This is a genomic window from Chromobacterium sp. LK1 (assembly GCF_001043555.1).
GTDB classification, from domain to species: Bacteria; Pseudomonadota; Gammaproteobacteria; order Burkholderiales; family Chromobacteriaceae; genus Chromobacterium; species Chromobacterium aquaticum.
In genome coordinates this window covers 236,555-252,503 of sequence record NZ_LDUI01000018.1, presented here as the reverse complement: position 1 = coordinate 252,503, position 15,949 = coordinate 236,555, and the positions used below count along the sequence as shown (strand labels likewise).

Genomic DNA, 15,949 nt, shown 5'->3' with positions numbered 1-15,949 from the left:
CGGATTACTCAACGATGCCCATTACATCTTCCTCGCGCATCACGAGGACTTCATCGCCATCAACCTTGACGGTCTGGCCGGAGTACTTGCCGAAGATGACCTTGTCGCCAACCTTCAGCTCCAGCGCACGACGCTCGCCGTTTTCCAAGATCTTGCCGTTGCCTACGGCCAGCACCTGGCCCATGTCCGGCTTCTCAGCGGCTGCACCCGGCAGAACGATGCCGGAAGCGGTTTTTTCTTCAGCCTCGAGGCGCTTGATAACAACACGGTCGTGCAAAGGACGAATTGCCATGGATCTCTCCTGTTACAGTGGCTGTTGAGAGTTGAAACCTGTTTGAGTTGAGGCGAGCGTTAGCACTCACCTGCTACGAGTGCTAATGATAGGGACGAGCGGGAGGGTTTTCAAGAGCCAGGCGGATGCAAATCTCGACTGGCTCAGAAATTTACCGCACTTTCCGAAGAGACTTACGCAACAGCATCCAACGCGGGGAGCGAAAACGAATGATCATCTGATACAGGCGAACGTAGGTAAACATGAACACCAGCGCAAACCCAACCAGCATAGGGGTGCTGTTCCAGAACAGCATGGCAGGCACAACCGACACCGAAGACAAAGCCCACAAGTATGGGGAGGTTAGGCTATTACGCATGGTTTTATGGTCGGCATCCTTTGAGCCCACCATCCAGCGAACCAAGCGCATATAAACCAGTTGATGCAGATGCAGCGCGTCCGGATAGCCCACCCTTCTCCCTTGTAGAAATTTACGACGATAGATCGAAAACAAAGTTTCAAACACTGGGTAGATCACACACAGCAGTGGAAACCAAGGCGAGACTTGTGGATGGCGAGCGACCAACAGCACTGCCACTTCTGCGATCATGAAGCCCACTAAGTAAGCTCCACCATCACCGGCAAAAATCAATCCGCGCGGAAAGTTCCAAAACAAGAATCCGGCAATCGCACCTACCATAGCAAAACAAACCCCCATCAAAGCAGCATCTTGTACCTTGAAAGCAACATATGCCATTGCCAGAAAAATGAAGATGGACACAACCCCAGACAAGCCGTTGTAGCCATCAATGATGTTGACGGCATGCGCTACCCCACCAACGGCGATGATAGTCAACAACATAGACAACACCCAAAAATGCGACAACAAGCCATCCACGAAAGGGACATCCAAACGCTGCAACCCAGCACCGAGCATCAAATAGCCCAAAATCGCTGCAACAAAAGTTGCCAGCAACCGCGGCAACGGCCCAACCTTCTTGGTAACATCTTCAAGCATTCCTGCCGCAAAAGCAGGCAGCGCCACTACCAATAGCAACAACGGCAAAGTATCGCTCTGTAGCCAAGCCAACAAACTGCAGCCGGCCACCAAACCAGCAGCAATTGGCACTCCCCCAATACGCGGCACGGGTCGGGCATGGAATTTTTGCACACCCCCCAAGTCATGATCAGCAGAAAAACGCTCGTGCAGGTGGGCAAAATGGATCAAGCACATACCAACAAGCAATGATAAAAACGTAGCCAGTAATAGAATTTGTAACATTTAGGCGTCTCTTCAATATTTGGCGATGCCGATATATTTAGTACCATCCGAGGACGAGAAAATTGAATTCCTTATTGTAAGGTCCATGCCATTTTCAAGCCACTGCTTTCATGGAACAAAACTCAAGACACCAACATCATGCATTATACATATTTCTGAATTTTCATATAGCTATCCGCATGGCAGGCAGCTCCGGCTTCACAGGTGGCAACTTTGTGCTCAACTGGATGGCTGACAGCAGCAGAGTCATCGCCCTCCCAGATGCTCTCAATCACGCCAGCAGCCTTGCCCCTACCCTAACCTGACGACGTCCTATACCACTTCGTACACAGCCATCCCTGACAGTGGCGCGTCGCTCCCAATTTCCAGTCACAGTTAGAGTCCAAGGCAAATTTACCTAACTTTTCAGAGAGTGACTTGGCATCGGCGGAGAGGGGCCATGGATCAGGACAGTCCCAAGACCTTGTAAATCTAAGATTTCTCTCCTTATTGGTGGGAACGCAGATCACAATACCAGTCGCTTGAGGCGTCTGTTCACGCCTACAAGCCGCTTAAGGGGACGGATTTCGTAGACGTCCATGCCACAATCTCGGCGCACACCTTAGAGGTACCGTGCTTGCGCCACAATTGACAACAGACAAGCCGACGTCGGCTTCGTTGATGCTGGTAATGATCTGCTCATAGGCAAGCAAGATTGTGCTTGTAAGCACCTTGCCCCCTATGCTAACTATTTTTTGTATATTTGGGCGGGGGCAGTAGCATTCTCAAAACTTGCAAATATCATAAACCCATTGACGTAGAGAATACTTTTGCCGAACACTTTCCTGCACATCGACAAAGGGCAACCGTAGAAAATCTTGATCAAGGCGAGGTGTCTTGCGATCAATAATATGAATGTTGCTAGGATTAAAAAAATCATAATCCCTTAAAGCGGTATTAGTCGTTATCATTTTTCGATGACTACCGAGTGCCTCCATTGTGCGCATGGTAGCGCCACGTTGCAAGGGGTGCTCGATATCAAGCACTGTACGTGAGCTAAAAAAAATATCTTGCACATGTTTTTTCCCTAGAGGCTCGAAACTAAACTCTTCGCGTCGTGCATTAGGCAATGTTCCAGTAAATATTCGACGCAAATCAAACACCCACGGTGCCTGCAAGTACAAGTAAACAAATGCCTTTGAATTTAACGGCATTTGCTGCATCAATGACTGAATGATCTTATAACGATCAGAGTGTATTGTTCCAATAAAAGAGAGGTCATAACTAAAACTTGTTGGCAGTGCCCGGTCAAAACCCGGAGAAAAAAATAATGGACGAAAATTCATCCCATACGTCTTCGCGTCCACAGGGTCAAAAGTAGAACAACTGTCGTAATGGGAAAGATTTCGCCTCGAGAACGGCTTATTCTCAATAGAGTCCCAAGTATAAAAAACCATCTTCGCCCGTGGAAATGCGGCGCGTAAAGATGTCAGCGTACGCCCAGTAACACCCTCTCCCTGCACTACAATAATCAACGCATAGTCATCACGGCCGAGTACATTTACTTGTTTGACAAAAAAACGATCTGATATTTGATGCCCCCCCCACTCAGGCCGGAAACGCATGACTGCCTTGAGAAAAGAATTGTTGGAAGGGCGGTCCGGAAGAAAGTCCACTAGCATACCCTGTCGGGTTAACTCAGCCGCAATCTCAAGCTCATAACCAAAGAATCGAGGCGCGATCAGAAGAGTCCGTAGTTGCATAATTACATTGTTATTGATTGATCAATGGTCGGCTCATGTGAACGTTCAGCCTCAGGAGGAAGGTTTTTTGCAGGGATCCCCACTGCAACATAGTTCACCGGCACATCATTAAGCACAACAGAGTTAGCCCCCACAACACAGCCCTGCCCTAGAGTCACCCCCCCCAAGACCTTTGCACCAGAACCGATAACGACGCCATCTTCCACAATAGGGCGCATGGACATTGTATAGGTAAAATCTATATCTTTTGCCCCCAGGGTAACCTGATGATATAGCGTAACGTTCGCACCAATAGTTGCAGCGCCAAGTACAGTTCCCTGAGTATGCATCAGAACAAGTCCAGGGCCGATATGCATACGTGGCGGAACTTCAATACCAAACAATACAAAATTCACAAGTGCCGGTAATTTTGCCAAACGCGGCCAGTTCGCCGCGTGCAAACATTGAGCAGTACGAATTAGTAACACCGGCGCAAAACGAGGTGATAAAACGTGCCGCCAGAGCCTCGGGCGTAGCCCCCCCCCAGAGAGCAAACACAACCGCGCCCAATCCGCATCCAGAAGGTCAGAAAGTACACTCATAGATTGGTCAACCTAAAGGCCCAGAATACGGGCTCGACAAGAAACCCAGCTTCTTTTCTGAAAAGAAAAAAATCAATACCATCAAGCCCCTCCAAAAATTAAAAAACATGCACCACTACATAGTAGTGTGCAGCCATAAAAAAGCCGTTACATTTTCAATATTAACGCAATACAGCACCCCTAAAACTACTTTATAAAAACAACATCAGACAGCTAAAACTTGACCGAAAAACAAACCACAAACTATACATCATAACCATACTCCGCCTTAACCACATCTTCCACACTTTGCCGGCGGACATCCATTAAATAGTATATCTCATTAATTTTTGCATCCACCAGCAGTCGATACCAAAAAGCATGAAGAAAATGGAAAATAAGTCCTTTCCTGCCATCCAGAAAACCAGCTTTCAAAACATAACGATAAATAAAGTACATAAAGGACCGTACTTCGCCAGGAATTCGAGAATAAATTCTATTCTTTAGCTGCCTCTTGACCCGTGCATTCAAACTAGCTCGATACCCATCGCAGCCCTCACCATAACTTCCAGACCGCTCCAAAAGAAGCATATCAATAGCCTCGCGCGTAGCATAGTGATTATGTTTTTCGATCCACCATGATAAATTATTCAGATTAATATCTGCGATATCCTCATTTAGGTGCTCGATATCACCATTCACCACAATATGCTCATCCATCCAGCGGCTCTCACAGACCCCCTTACCAGTTCGCCAAATTCGAAGCTGGCGAACCGGGTAAATGCCACCGTGACGAATAAATTTACCCATAAAATGAAACTGTCGATTAATGGTTATTCCACACACCTCTGGCTTAAGACCCTTTATATAATCAGGCAAGGCCTCTTTCAGCTCTGCAGTAACAACCTCATCGGCATCCAGCCTCATCACCCACTCCGTTTGAATATCCGCATGCTCAAGAGCCCAGTTAAACTGAATGGAATGGTTGATAAATTCATTTTCTAAAAAATTGGCACCACTAGAAATTGCAATTCTCTTTGTTCCATCCGTAGACAAGCTATCAACAACAACAATATCTCGCGCGATCCCTTTAATACTTTCCAAGCATCGAGCCAAGTGCTTCTCTTCATTTTTAGTTAGAATAATCACAGTCAGATCAAGCATTTCCATTAACCCCTTTAAAGCATTGCATAACAATTACTACCCAACAATTTTAAACACAACACTCCAAATTCAAATCCTTTTAGCTTGAATGTGCATTGATTATCCCCAAACACGCATCACACCTCAAATCAGCAAATCACTATACAGCTGAGCATAGCCCGACACTGCAGCACCCCAGCCAAAATCCATAACCCTTTTACCACCCTTGTCAATAAGCTCTTGCCTGACACTACCATTCTGAACATCAATTAATGCCTGCCCCAATGAATCGGGGTCATCCGGATCAAAAAGAATGGCAGCATCACCTACAACCTCAGGTATAGAGGAGCGATTAGAAGCAACAACGGGACAACCAGCAGCCATAGCTTCAAGCGGCGGAATACCAAAACCTTCATACAGAGAGGGGAAAAAGAAAAACTGAGCTTGAGCATAATATCGGGCTAACTCAGCATCGCTGACACGGCCTACATTTACAACACGATCAGTTAGTCCACGCTGTACCAAAAGCCTAGACTCTTCCTCCGAAAATGGCGCCCCAACTACAATACAGTCAAAGTCATTGCCAATGCTTTCAAGAGCATCATAAATAAGATGAAAGCCCTTAAGCTCGCCACGATGCCCTACATATAAGAAATAAGGCCGCACCATGTCGACAACCGGAGCGATCTTGTCCCCTGCGAATGTCAAGGGCTCTACACCGTTGCGAATAACGACCAGCTCCTTGCCCTGGCAAAATGGATAAAAGTCCAGTAAATCTTTTTTTGTGTGCTCGGATACACACACGATCACATCTGAGCACTGTAGTGCTTTTCTTTTTTGATGCTTGTGAATAACAGCGCCAGCCCCCGAAAGAAACTTCTCGTAGATCAAATCATGGACCGTTGTAATATTGATGCAATTACGATCAGCATTGACCCGAAAATAGCTGGAATGAAAGACATATTTCCGCGACTTGAAAAATTTCCGATTGAAATTTAGATAGCGAGCGACACTCAATGGCAGAGCATGGTCCCGCAACAGAGGCGAACTAGTGATTTTCTGCTGGTAGAGATTATTATGGGCGCCAGGATGCTCTATAAAAGCCACATCCAGCCGGGAAAGATGGGGCTCAATAATATTTGCCCAAAAACGGCTCCCTCCTCCTGAACGCTGCAGAGAGAATATGATATTATCAAACACAATAGACATAATTTATCTTTTCCTTGGAATCATGTACTGCAAAAACCAAGCAATAATAAGTAGCTGGATGCAGTATTTCAGGAAAACGCCAAAGTCATTCCTAAAAACAAGAATGAAACTGACATAAAGAAGTGGGGCAGCCGCTATCGGAATACTGACCTGTCCGGCTCTTCTTGCCATTCCATTAAAGTACCCAATCCACACCCCCAGGCCGAGAAAAACAGTAACTGCCGACCAACCAAAATTGGAAAACATCTCCGCAAGTAGCGAAAAGCCACCACCTCGGATATCCGCCAACTCAGATAGCTCTACATAGTAGTCAGACTTTTCAACACTCCAACTAAGTAAATCGCGAATAGGCGAGGGAACAAGCATTTGCAGCGTCGGCATAAAGCTATAACTGGCCATATGAACACTGCCTTGCTCTATTGCAGCTGAAAGAAAATTGTTGAAAATTATTGAGTACTCAAACGAGAACAACCCATCGACCAATTCCTTTAGATCATCTGGCACTCCCAAGCGTCCAAGAACAATCAAATTTGGAACCAAAAGACCTACAAAAACACCAAAGACATACACCAACTTGACACGGTCCCGATTCCATACAACATGAACAAAAACCAGAACAGCAATCACTTCGAAAACGATTGAACGAGCCTGAAAAAGGAGGGCAGAAAGAATATATAAATACAGAAGCTTACGTGTAAGTCTAAATCTAGCCGCCGAAAAGAAATCTTTTAAGCCTAAATTTAGCGTGAATTGCGATAGCAGCAACAAAAAGACTACTCTAAGCTCTAAAACAAATGAATTAACCTCTCGTGCATTCACCATGGCCCCATAATCAAACCCAGTCATAAGCCCAAGAGTAAGCATGTAGCCAATAGAAATGATAGCGAATAAATTCGCAATCCAAATGTGTACACTAGTAGGGGAATAAAGCTGGATCAAAGTGATTGACTGTCGACGAACCAATAAGAGCTGGCTGACCTTGTACCCCACCGCAAACGTGGCGGCACAACTAACCGAGAAAATCAAACTCTCAATAGTCGTTTCCCTGCCGTAAGGATAGGTTAGGGTGAAGTTAAAATAGGGCAGTTCAGAAACACCAAAAAACAGGTTCCTCAACAGAAACTGAATATGAAGAAGAAAAAAGATAATTAGCACAAAAAACAATAGCATTGGGAGAACCCGTCTATACCAAAATGGATCTTTAGCACCTCTGACTAATTATCTATCCGAGTATTGAAATTCTCACTTAAATAGAACTTTTCGGCCAGAATACTTATCTAAGGATAGTTCACCTCTAAAAATTAAGCCCCCCCATTTCATCAGCCAAATCCAAGACCAAGTCTCGAGGGATGTTTACTAAAACCCTTATTGTGCCATGCCCGCTTGTATTGCCACGAATGAATGAGCCATCACCATCCTTGCCGGTCGCGACCATGTTGCTCTCTGCTACTTTCCGATTTTGTTACTCTCCCCCCCATCGAAAATCCAGCACTCACGTCGAGAGCAGCCTTCTCCACATATACGGAGAGCATTCCGCAACACCCTAAAGCAGCAAATAGCATCGCGGGCGTACCAGCAATTGGCGAGGCAGAGCTATCTGCAAAGAGCCCGGCTCACCTAAGTATCACAGAGGGTAGACAAAAACACTTCTACAGATGTATATCAACTCACTCCCACTGGGAAGGTGAATAAAAAGCACAGCCCATCCGCACGGCAGAATTCAGAATAAATTCCGACATTTTTGAAAAATCACAAAACCTTTTAAGAAAGACTAATATACCAAGACACAATCCAATAAAGACAAACCGCCAATCTGTAACTACGTTTGGCGACATTTATTAATCTTGCCCCATCCACTTACACCACAGCCATATCCTCCTTCACGGGGAAGGCCTGTCCTCACAATGATTAATACCACATCTCGCAGCTTCTAAATTTAAAGCCTTAACTTCGCCTTGCCACAAGCCCCTACTGGAAGCGCTCTACAGTTTACACCAAGCAAGCCGCGCAAGTGGATGGGCTAAAGAGTTCGTGGAGGCGAAGTCACCAAACGGTTTTATTCCGACAAAGGATTAAGTGTCAATATACTCGAATCAACCCACTTTTCCAGGGCCACGCAGGATGCCAGCATCAGCCTCCTTTTGTACATCCAACGTGAAGCCTTCACGAATTCCAGCCCAGCCACGTTCTGACAAATTCTTCGGTAGCAGCCCGAGCCTCGGCAATCGAGTCAACAACACGTAAACTAGAGCGACCAGTTTCTGCATGCCACGTAGGTTTTTACGGATGAAGAAAATACGGTTACGATTTGTATAGTACAGAGAAAATGGTGACAATCCGCCTCCCGTTGACGAACTGATTTTATGCAAAACATGCACCCCTGGAGCATAACGGATGCGAAGTCCATGCCGATGCATACGCCAGACGAAGTCCGTATCATCACTGTATACAAAGTAACGCTCATCCATGAAACCAATCTGTTCGAAGACAGCACGCGTGAGAAGCATAAAACAGGTTGGTGCGTAGTGCACGTACTGCTGATGATCCAGCTGGCCCCGGTCAGTTTCCCCGTCACCATAATGTGGCGTGCGCATCAGCCACGCATTAATGTGGCCCCCTCCATACCAGATCAGCCTTTCACCCTCATAGTAATAAATTTTGGGTGTCACCACCTGTTCCCGGCCACCATCCAACATCTTCCAGAGGTCTAGAATCGTTGTCGACTCAAACTCGGTATCATTGTTGGCCAGCAGCACCTGGGTGCAACCATCCCTCAAAGCTAGTTCGATGCCTTGGTTATTCCCCTTGGCAACCCCGACGTTAGCATTATTAAACACGCAAACCGCATCAATATCATATTCTGCGGAGAGAGCCTCTGACAGGCGCGTGCCACTATCCGTTGTACCGTTGTCAATCACATACAGCCGATACTGGATCCCCTCCTGCTTCGCCAAACTGGCGAAGAATCCGGGCAGCACCTCATCACTGTTATACAAAACGGTAACAATGCCAATTTTCTGGGATGCAGGCATGGTCATTTGAAGAGACCCCGTTTCTTCAACGACTCAACGCTTTCTCCATAGGTATCTATTTGAATAGGCTGCTCAAGCACCCATTGCACAAACCGGGTAATACCCTCGCGGAACGGTATGCGGGCCTTGAAGCCCAGCAAACGTTCCGCTTTCGCGATGTCCGCGAAGTTGTGGCGAATATCGCCAACACGATAGGCCCCAGTCACTGTCAACGGCACCTCAATACCGTATAGATCGACAAGTGTCCGCGCGACCGTCATGACGCTTGTGGCTATACCCGTACCGATCCCGAAAGCCTCACCTGTTGCCTCCTCGTTCCTCAGCGCCAGTACCAACGATTCAACGACATCATCAATATATACGAAGTCACGGCTCTCTTCGCCGTCCTCATAAATATCAATACCACGACCATGACGGATACGAGTCGAGAAGATCGACAGTATGCCCGTATATGGATTGGAAAGAGACTGGCCTGGTCCATAGACATTTTGGAAGCGCAACGCTACGGCCCCGATGCCCAAAGCCTTACAGTTCAGCAGGGTCATGTGTTCCTGCGTGTATTTGGTTAAACCATAGATAGAGTTCGGTTGAATACGCGAGCCCTCATCCGTAGCAACAACCTTCAGTTCTCTGCCGGTATCCGGGCAGCGAGGCTCGAATTTACCATGTGACAAATCAGCCTCAAAGCGGCCGGTAGGATAGACGTATTTCTCGTCGAGCTCGTAACGCCCCTCGCCGTAGACCGCGCGTGATGACGCAACGACTACGCGGCGAATAGTGCTCTTGCGAGCGGCGATCGCTTCCAACAGTACAGCAGTGCCTTGCACGTTGGTATGGCAGTAGTGAGCCACTTCATACATCGACTGCCCCGTACCGGTCTCAGCGGCTAGGTGTACCACGGCGTCACACCCCTCCAATGCGGAGTCAACAATAGCTCGGTCGGTTACGTCACCTTGGAGGAACTCGCACTTACCCTCAATCTGGCAGCGTAGCGGTGACTGTGACGGATCCACCCCATGAATCTGAGGAGATAGCGTGTCAAGCACGCGCAGCGAATGACCCTCGGCATGCAGCCGAGTAACTAGGTTGGCGCCAATGAATCCAGCACCGCCGGTGATAAGGATGTTCATGATAATTGTCTTTCGATGATTGTGTCAGGAAGAGCCGGCACGCTCAATTAACTATCCGCGTCGTCCACACGGACCCACTGGCCACTCGCTAAATCTAGGTGTCGTAGCGCGCGTGCAGGCACGCCGGCGAGAATAGTGTATGGAGGGAAACTATGTGTCACTACGCTGTTAGCCCCCACTACGCAATCATGGCCCAGCGTCACTCCACTGGTAATACTGACGTTGGCACCGACCCAACAGCGCTCTCCCAGTACGATAGGGCCCTTGCTGCGAACTGGCGTCGCCAACCGACTCATGCCAGGTTGCTCATAGCCGTGATCGAAGTCGCAGACAAAGACATTAGGACCGAAAGCCACATCGCGACCTACATCGATTCCGAAAGCCGCCGTCAGATTACAGCGTGTATTCAGAAAGACACGGTCACCGAGTCGAATACGCCCAGCATAGCTCTCATTCCCACTACACTTAACCGAATATAGGATGCAGTCCCTCTCAACTCGAACCGCCGAGCCCAGCGTGATGCGCCCCGGCCCATACAGCTGCGCCAAGGGCTTGATCCAGCTACCCGGTCCAATGACTGCGAAGAATCGGGCATACCAGAGCCGCGTCACCCAGCGCGCGCGTAACACACCGAGGAGATTGAGGATGTCGTAGCAATCCTTGTCGCGTAGGCGAACAAGCAGAGACCTACGCGGTGAAGAAGTGTCAGCGGTATCCATAGTTTAGTTCAACGGGTTTCCAAATCCCGCAGCAGCCGATCACGTAGCGCATTGTTGCGTGCCTCAATGTTCAGCGTGTCGAGCTGTTGCTCGTATTCGTAGGACTTCATAGCTAGCAACACCTTATAAAACGCCATCTGCATACCCAGAAACAGACCGGCTCGGCCCGCCTTGCGGCCACCACGCAGATAGTAGTGCCCTAGGAAACCGCGGATCACCCGTAGTACTAGAAGTAGCGGTGACAGCGTAGGCGTGTGCCGGGCTTCTATATCGGTATACCTATCTAGCGACCCCATGTAGCTCTTCGCAGTGTTCGAAATGAAGTGGTGGACAAAATACCGATCCGGGTCAATGTAACAAATATCAGAGTCAGGCACCGTAGCTTTGCCAAAGCTGTGAATAACGTTGCCACGAAAGTCGATAGCGTCTTTCCTGAAGGCGCGATGCTGCGTGTTACGATAAGCATCGTGACAAAACTCGCCATAGTAATAGTTCTTGCGCGCGATATTAATAATCGAGTACTTGCCACTCTCGATAACACCAATCATCTGATCCATAGTGGCACGGTCGACAATCTCATCCGAGAACCCCCAATACAGCCACGGTGTCTGTACCACGGACTTCACAACTGAGGTGGTATGCTCGTCTTCGACCCAGCCTTGATTTTTGTGAAGCAGGACATCTGCCCCAAGAGATTTAGCGATTTCCACAGTTCGGTCGGTGCTATGGTTGTCAACGACCAGCACGCGACCATACGGCAGGAAGTTACGAACGGCTCTTTCAATACGTGCCTCTTCATTGAACATGAAGAGCACGAAGGTGATTTGTTTGGAGAACATCAAGTATTTCTTCTCAGAAGTCGATGAACATAGAAGGCCAAGGCGGGAGTGACTGCGAGTTGAGATACCGCAACTACCAGTCCAAGCGCAAAGGGCGAGGCCGGCGCTTGGAACAGAAGCGCCAGGCAACCGGTCAAGGACAACACTGCACCGCCCAGTTGAAATAAGAACAATACGCCAGCCCGACCGTGCAGCGTAAGATACACACTGTACGCACCAATCACCATATTGCATGCTTCAATCACGATACCCACCCCGATAGCTCCAGCGTAGGGCACGTATTCGGCATGTGTTAAATGCCGCACGATGAAGTTAGAGAATGGCAATACAATAAGCAGCAAACCGATCGTGATAGCAGCCCCTCCCCAGACATACTGGGTAATCGACGCCCCCCGTGACTGGTACAGCCTAGGCAAGAATAGCTGCGAAAAAACCTGTGCACATGCACTCATGGCTACCGCCCCAATATTGGCCGTAACCCCCAACGCCGCGGCTGTATTGCTATGACCCGCAGCTGGAAAAATCACACGATAGGCCTGTAGTTGAACAGTATTTGAGGCAGCCCCTCCTGCCAGTGCCGATGTCGTGCGAAGCACATGAGCCGGTCGATCCAAAGCTTGCATATCGTCCGACAACGGCAGTGAACGACGCGCCTGCCAAAGCAGCAATACGAGTTCAACCGCCAGCGCAAAGATAGACGAGCAAAGCAATGACCGCGCCGATGCCCCGACAGCCCAAACTGCCAGTATAAATGCGAACAGACGTGCCACTGACTCCAGCACTATCATGCTGGCCGCGAAGGTCCCTTGACCACGGATATTGAGCAAGTTACGCAGACTCGAGCAAAGATACAACAACGCTGCGAGTCCATAGAGCAGCGGCACGTCACGTGTAGCCAGCAAGTCCATAGCAATAAATGGCAGACTAAGGGTCACACAAATACCTAAGGCAACCAGCAGCGTAACGCTTGCTAGACGAAGCAGAGCGCGCCATGGCAGAGCCTCAAGAATTGACAAACGAGCCTGCATATACGAGTCAACCGGGACGAAAACCAAGGCATTCAACACATAGCTTAAGGTCCCCAGGTAGAAAAACGCACCAACCTGCTCCAACGACAGAGCGTTGGTGTAGTACTTAACGTAAGCCAAACCCGCCAATACCGACAACAGACGTAGGCATGCAATCAAGGCCACGCGCACGATACCACGACACGGAGTCGCCTCATCACACACATCACTACCTGGCGGCATAGTCTCAACTTGTGAAGTCATAAGATATGAGGACGCAACTCAGGGCAACAGGCCACCGAGGCGGTTCAGCGTCGCCTGGGACCCCACTGTACCGCAGACATCTGGAGTTAGCGCTACCGGCCTCACGACACAACTGATGTCTGGCTGCAACGCCTTTGCCTCCAGCAGCCATGAGCCAAAGCCACCGTCCTGAAGGTGGTCTTCCAGTGTCATAATTTCCGTATAGGCACGAAGAGGTTCAAGCTGAGTTGCCTTATCGGCCATCGACCACAAAGGCATAGAGTAGACCGCACGATCTACATGTTCTTCCCTTACGATCCAATCCATCGCGATCTGCAAACCAGCTCCTGTCGTGAGCATTGCCCGCTGGCTTGTGCCCTCCCTCACCTTCAACCAACATCCAGGCCTAACATCCGGGGGGGACAGATGGAAGTTCGGCTCACCTGCCTTGCCCAGTCTCAAGTACGACGGACTGGGATTTTCGACCAGGAAATGCATACAGGCCCGTACCTCCATCGGATCGCCAGGTGCGGCGATCAGCATATTAGGTAATGTACGCATTAGCGCATAGTCTTGCACCGCATGGTGTGAGTAGCCCAACGCACCATACGCGAGCCCGCCACCTACCGATACCACGGTTACTGGCAGCTTATGGTATGCCACATCGTTGCGGATCTGTTCCGCGCAGCGAAAAGTTGGGAAGTTGGCAATCGAATAGGTGAAAACATGATAGCCCTCCGACGCCATGCCAGCGGCTAGACCAGTCATATTCTGCTCGGCAACACCCGCGTTGATAAAACGATCAGGAAACTCGTCGGCAAAGGGTTCAACGACGGAGTAACCGAGATCACCTACTATCAGTGCGATGTGTGGGTGTCGCCGGGCCAGAGCCACCAGTTCTTGGATGAATGCGTTACGCATGATTTAGCTCCTCCAGCGCGAGAGCAAGTTGCTCTGCCGACGGTGACTTGTAATGCCAATCGACGCTGTTTTCCATGAAGCTAACCCCCTTCCCCTTGGTTGTATGGGCAATCACAAACGAGGGCTTACCCGGCTCCCTGTGCGTAGAGCCCAAGAGCTCCGCCAGCGCCGCGTGATCATGGCCATCGACCTCGCGGACAGCCCAGCCAAAAGCAAGCGCCTTGTCAGCCAGAGGTTCGACACGCAACGTCTTGTCAACCGTCGTCAGACTCTGCAGCTTGTTGTAATCGACTATCGCAATGAGGTTGTCTAAATGATGATGAGCTGCAAACATCATCGCCTCCCAATTGGAGCCTTCTCCCAATTCGCCATCGCTAAGCAGCACGCAGGTTCGCCAGTCCTGCTTCAAACGCTTGGCTGCCAGTGCCTTGCCTGCTCCAAAAGGAAGGCCATGACCAAGCGACCCCGTCGAGAACTCAACACCAGGTACCTTGTGGCTGATGTGGTTCATCAGCACAGAGTGATCCTCACCATACTTGAGAAGATCATTTACTGGAAAAAAGCCTGTCTCAGCCAGCGCCGCATACATCGCGACACAAGCGTGCCCCTTGCTAAGAATGACACGATCGCGCTGCTGTGCTGCAGGCTGCTTCGGGTCCAAACGAAGTACCTGTCCATAAAGCACCGCAACGATGTCGCAGATCGAAAGAGCTGAGCCAATATGGGAAGCTCTAGCTCGGTGCACCATCTGCAACGCCTGGACGCGCATACGCCGGGCAAGATCACGACTGTCTATATGAAGGCTATTCATGTCGATTCAGAGAAGATTGGGCCCAACGGGCCGTACGAAGAATGGCATCATCCAGACTTACAGTCGGGACAGCCCCAAGCTCAGCGGCAATGCGCTCCACCAATGGCACATAAGCCTGTGGAGCAGCCCCTGGACACGGAGTCTGAGCAATGCGAACCTCGCCACGGCCGCCCAGAACTCGGTTAATGCGATGAGCCAACTCACCAATAGACAAACTCTCTGTACCGCCAACGTTATAGGCACGGCCACTTGGTGCGTCGAACAACATCACCCACAACCAGTGCACAAGGTCAGTGGCGTACAGATAGCTTCGCAATGGAGTACCGTCGCCCTGGATCTGAATATCCTCACCGCGCATCGCGGCTCTAATGAAATTACCGATCGCGAAATGTTTATCAAGCGGCAAATACGGGCCGACGAACGCGAAACAACGGGCGATTGCCACCTCAAACCCCGGCCGCTCCGCTGCGGCCATCGCGCAGAGTAACTCGCTCACCCGCTTGCCCTCACCGTAAGCCGACGCAGGGGCCAATGGATTCGGAGCGCCACACCAACTTTCGGGAATCACAGACATCTCGGGCGGTGTGCGGCCGTAAACAGCACCTGAGCTCAACAACAACATGCGCCGCGGGGCCACGCCAGCCATTGCAGCGTCCAACACCCGACGTGTTCCTGTGATACACGTATCCAGAATCTCAGCAGGCTCACTTGTGGCAACAACGTCGGTTGCAGCATGGACGGTGAAACGACAATCGCCAATAGCCTCTGGGGCAAGATCCCGCACATCACCTGCAAGCCACTCAATCTCTGCAGCATCACGCAGCTCGGGAAACTCCTGAAGAAAAGCTTCTGGGCGACGGCTTAGCACAACTACGCGCGCAGCCAGATTCAACTGCCTGTTAGCTTGTAAGAAAGTCGCTAAGAGCCATTTACCGATGAATCCAGTACCACCGGTCAATAACAACCTCTGACCTCGCAACTGCTCCCAGCGGGAGCCGACCATGTCGACAACTCGATCAAGCTCTTCAACCGGCAAGTGC

At 49.7% G+C, this 15,949-nt stretch carries 15 protein-coding genes; all 15 read right to left on the bottom strand.

All coding sequences use genetic code 11. From position 1 onward, the window contains the following. Positions 1 to 4: 4 nt before the first annotated feature. Positions 5 to 292 carry a co-chaperone GroES gene (gene groES / locus VI26_RS09695; protein WP_048409518.1) on the bottom strand — a complete coding sequence of 96 codons (288 nt, stop codon included), beginning with the start codon at positions 290 to 292 and terminating at the stop codon, positions 5 to 7. A 151-nt stretch (positions 293 to 443) separates the two neighbouring features. Beyond that, positions 444 to 1,553 carry a glycosyltransferase gene (locus VI26_RS09690; protein ID WP_048409517.1) on the bottom strand — a complete coding sequence of 370 codons (1,110 nt, stop codon included), beginning with the start codon at positions 1,551 to 1,553 and terminating at the stop codon, positions 444 to 446. 764 nt (positions 1,554 to 2,317) lie between these two features. After that, complete coding sequence (locus VI26_RS24495; RefSeq protein ID WP_156183825.1) at positions 2,318 to 3,295, bottom strand: hypothetical protein; 978 nt, start codon at positions 3,293 to 3,295, stop codon at positions 2,318 to 2,320. Between the two features lie 2 nt (positions 3,296 to 3,297). Beyond that, the gene (locus tag VI26_RS23840) at positions 3,298 to 3,876 is read right to left on the bottom strand and encodes a serine O-acetyltransferase (RefSeq protein WP_082150991.1); all 579 of its coding nucleotides are present in this window, start codon (positions 3,874 to 3,876) and stop codon (positions 3,298 to 3,300) included. A 243-nt stretch (positions 3,877 to 4,119) separates the two neighbouring features. After that, on the bottom strand, positions 4,120 to 5,019 hold the full coding sequence (locus tag VI26_RS23835) for a glycosyltransferase family 2 protein (protein WP_197081430.1): 900 nt from the start codon (positions 5,017 to 5,019) through the stop codon (positions 4,120 to 4,122). Positions 5,020 to 5,142: 123 nt separating this feature from the next. Next, complete coding sequence (locus tag VI26_RS23830; RefSeq protein ID WP_082150989.1) at positions 5,143 to 6,207, bottom strand: glycosyltransferase family 1 protein; 1,065 nt, start codon at positions 6,205 to 6,207, stop codon at positions 5,143 to 5,145. A gap of 3 nt (positions 6,208 to 6,210) precedes the next feature. Further along, positions 6,211 to 7,377 (bottom strand): hypothetical protein, encoded by a 1,167-nt coding sequence (locus VI26_RS09675; RefSeq protein WP_048409514.1) that lies wholly within the window; start codon positions 7,375 to 7,377, stop codon positions 6,211 to 6,213. Between the two features lie 923 nt (positions 7,378 to 8,300). Then, positions 8,301 to 9,245 (bottom strand): glycosyltransferase family 2 protein, encoded by a 945-nt coding sequence (locus tag VI26_RS09670; protein ID WP_048409513.1) that lies wholly within the window; start codon positions 9,243 to 9,245, stop codon positions 8,301 to 8,303. Next, positions 9,242 to 10,369 (bottom strand): NAD(P)-dependent oxidoreductase, encoded by a 1,128-nt coding sequence (locus VI26_RS09665; protein ID WP_048409512.1) that lies wholly within the window; start codon positions 10,367 to 10,369, stop codon positions 9,242 to 9,244. Before VI26_RS09665 ends, VI26_RS09670 begins: the two co-directional genes overlap by 4 nt. A 47-nt stretch (positions 10,370 to 10,416) precedes the next feature. Then, a complete protein-coding gene (locus VI26_RS25315; protein WP_369799202.1) occupies positions 10,417 to 10,665 on the bottom strand; it encodes a DapH/DapD/GlmU-related protein in 249 nt (82 codons plus the stop codon). A gap of 431 nt (positions 10,666 to 11,096) precedes the next feature. After that, positions 11,097 to 11,927: a glycosyltransferase gene (locus VI26_RS09655; RefSeq protein ID WP_048409510.1), complete on the bottom strand. Its 831-nt coding sequence runs from the start codon at positions 11,925 to 11,927 to the stop codon at positions 11,097 to 11,099. Next, positions 11,927 to 13,120 carry a hypothetical protein gene (locus tag VI26_RS09650; protein WP_048409509.1) on the bottom strand — a complete coding sequence of 398 codons (1,194 nt, stop codon included), beginning with the start codon at positions 13,118 to 13,120 and terminating at the stop codon, positions 11,927 to 11,929. The genes VI26_RS09655 and VI26_RS09650 overlap by 1 nt, the downstream gene beginning before the upstream one ends. A 96-nt stretch (positions 13,121 to 13,216) precedes the next feature. Continuing rightward, complete coding sequence (locus tag VI26_RS09645) at positions 13,217 to 14,098, bottom strand: transketolase family protein (RefSeq protein ID WP_048409508.1); 882 nt, start codon at positions 14,096 to 14,098, stop codon at positions 13,217 to 13,219. Then, complete coding sequence (locus VI26_RS09640) at positions 14,091 to 14,909, bottom strand: transketolase (protein ID WP_048409507.1); 819 nt, start codon at positions 14,907 to 14,909, stop codon at positions 14,091 to 14,093. The genes VI26_RS09645 and VI26_RS09640 overlap by 8 nt, the downstream gene beginning before the upstream one ends. Further along, positions 14,902 to 15,912 carry an NAD(P)-dependent oxidoreductase gene (locus VI26_RS23820; RefSeq protein WP_156183824.1) on the bottom strand — a complete coding sequence of 337 codons (1,011 nt, stop codon included), beginning with the start codon at positions 15,910 to 15,912 and terminating at the stop codon, positions 14,902 to 14,904. Before VI26_RS23820 ends, VI26_RS09640 begins: the two co-directional genes overlap by 8 nt. Positions 15,913 to 15,949: the final 37 nt, after the last annotated feature.

Coding starts and splice junctions, on each gene's coding strand:
- groES (WP_048409518.1), bottom strand. CDS start 292: ATGGCAATTCGTCCTTTGCACGACCGTGTTGTTATCAAGCGCCTCGAG.
- VI26_RS09690 (WP_048409517.1), bottom strand. CDS start 1,553: ATGTTACAAATTCTATTACTGGCTACGTTTTTATCATTGCTTGTTGGT.
- VI26_RS24495 (WP_156183825.1), bottom strand. CDS start 3,295: ATGCAACTACGGACTCTTCTGATCGCGCCTCGATTCTTTGGTTATGAG.
- VI26_RS23840 (WP_082150991.1), bottom strand. CDS start 3,876: ATGAGTGTACTTTCTGACCTTCTGGATGCGGATTGGGCGCGGTTGTGT.
- VI26_RS23835 (WP_197081430.1), bottom strand. CDS start 5,019: ATGCTTGATCTGACTGTGATTATTCTAACTAAAAATGAAGAGAAGCAC.
- VI26_RS23830 (WP_082150989.1), bottom strand. CDS start 6,207: ATGTCTATTGTGTTTGATAATATCATATTCTCTCTGCAGCGTTCAGGA.
- VI26_RS09675 (WP_048409514.1), bottom strand. CDS start 7,377: ATGCTATTGTTTTTTGTGCTAATTATCTTTTTTCTTCTTCATATTCAG.
- VI26_RS09670 (WP_048409513.1), bottom strand. CDS start 9,245: ATGACCATGCCTGCATCCCAGAAAATTGGCATTGTTACCGTTTTGTAT.
- VI26_RS09665 (WP_048409512.1), bottom strand. CDS start 10,369: ATGAACATCCTTATCACCGGCGGTGCTGGATTCATTGGCGCCAACCTA.
- VI26_RS25315 (WP_369799202.1), bottom strand. CDS start 10,665: ATGAGTCGGTTGGCGACGCCAGTTCGCAGCAAGGGCCCTATCGTACTG.
- VI26_RS09655 (WP_048409510.1), bottom strand. CDS start 11,927: ATGTTCTCCAAACAAATCACCTTCGTGCTCTTCATGTTCAATGAAGAG.
- VI26_RS09645 (WP_048409508.1), bottom strand. CDS start 14,098: ATGCGTAACGCATTCATCCAAGAACTGGTGGCTCTGGCCCGGCGACAC.
- VI26_RS09640 (WP_048409507.1), bottom strand. CDS start 14,909: ATGAATAGCCTTCATATAGACAGTCGTGATCTTGCCCGGCGTATGCGC.
- VI26_RS23820 (WP_156183824.1), bottom strand. CDS start 15,912: ATGGTCGGCTCCCGCTGGGAGCAGTTGCGAGGTCAGAGGTTGTTATTG.